We start from the raw sequence: 1,140 nt of genomic DNA on the forward strand, positions 1-1,140 counted from the left end.
CTAGTCTTCTGAGTCAGGAATTCTGTTCAGATGTTTAGACTTGGTCTGTGGCACGTACTGGACGGCCGAAGGCCGAGTTAGTTCTGTCGGACGAGGAACGGGCTGTGCTTGAGGGATGGGTGCGGCGCCGTTCGACGCCGCAGGCGTGGGCTTTACGCTGTCGGATCATCCTGGCCTGCGCGGAGGGCACTGCCAACAAGGACGTCGCTGCCCGGCTCGGTTCGACGCCGCATGCGGTGGGCCGTTGGCGGGCAAGGTTCGTCGAGCATCGAATCGCCGGCCTGGGAGACATGCCTCGTTCGGGCGGTCCCCGGACAGTGACCGACGAACAAGTGGCCGCGCTGGTCACCAGGACGCTGGAGTCGGCTCCGAAGAACGCGACGCACTGGTCTACGCGTTCGATGGCGAGGCAGACGGGTCTGTCGCAGTCGACGGTGTCGCGGGTCTGGCGGGCGTTCGGCCTGCAGCCTCACCGGTCGGAGACGTTCAAGCTGTCGACGGACCCGTACTTCGTCGACAAGGTCCACGATGTCGTCGGCCTCTATCTGGACCCGCCCGAGCGGGCTCTGGTCTTCTGCGTGGACGAAAAGTCGCAGATCCAGGCACTGGACCGATCGCAGCCGGTGCTGCCGATGATGCCCGGGGTGCCGCAACGCGTCACGCACGATTATGTCCGTGCCGGCACCACGACCCTTTTCGCGGCCCTGGAGGTAGCCACCGGCAAGGTCATCGGATCCCTGCATCGCCGCCACCGCGCCGAGGAGTTCAAGAAGTTCCTCATCAAGCTCGACCGGGAAGTGCCGGACGGCCTCGACGTCCACCTCGTGCTGGACAACTACGCAACCCACAAGACCCCGGCCATCAAGACCTGGCTACTGGCCCACCCGCGGTTCCATCTGCACTTCACGCCGACTGGGTCGTCCTGGCTCAACCTTGTGGAGCGATGGTTCGCCGAGCTGACGAACAAACAGATACGGCGAGGCGTCCACAAGACCGTCGAAGCCCTGGAGAAGGACATCCGGACCTGGATCGCAGCCTGGAACACCCACCCCAGGCCCTACATCTGGACCAAGACCGCGGACGAGATCCTCGAACGCCTCGCCTCATATCTGAACAGAATTCCTGACTCAGAAGACTAGG

The 1,140-nt window shown here is 63.8% G+C and carries 1 protein-coding gene; it reads left to right on the forward strand.

The window, feature by feature from the left end:
- The first annotated feature begins 47 nt into the window (after positions 1-47).
- Positions 48-1,139, forward strand: coding sequence for an IS630 family transposase (locus ACFWVV_RS37765; RefSeq protein ID WP_384359172.1), 1,092 nt, complete (start codon positions 48-50; stop codon positions 1,137-1,139).
- Position 1,140 lies beyond the last annotated feature (1 nt).

It is taken from the genome of Streptomyces sp. NPDC058663 (assembly GCF_042716745.1).
Classification (GTDB): domain Bacteria; phylum Actinomycetota; class Actinomycetes; order Streptomycetales; family Streptomycetaceae; genus Streptomyces.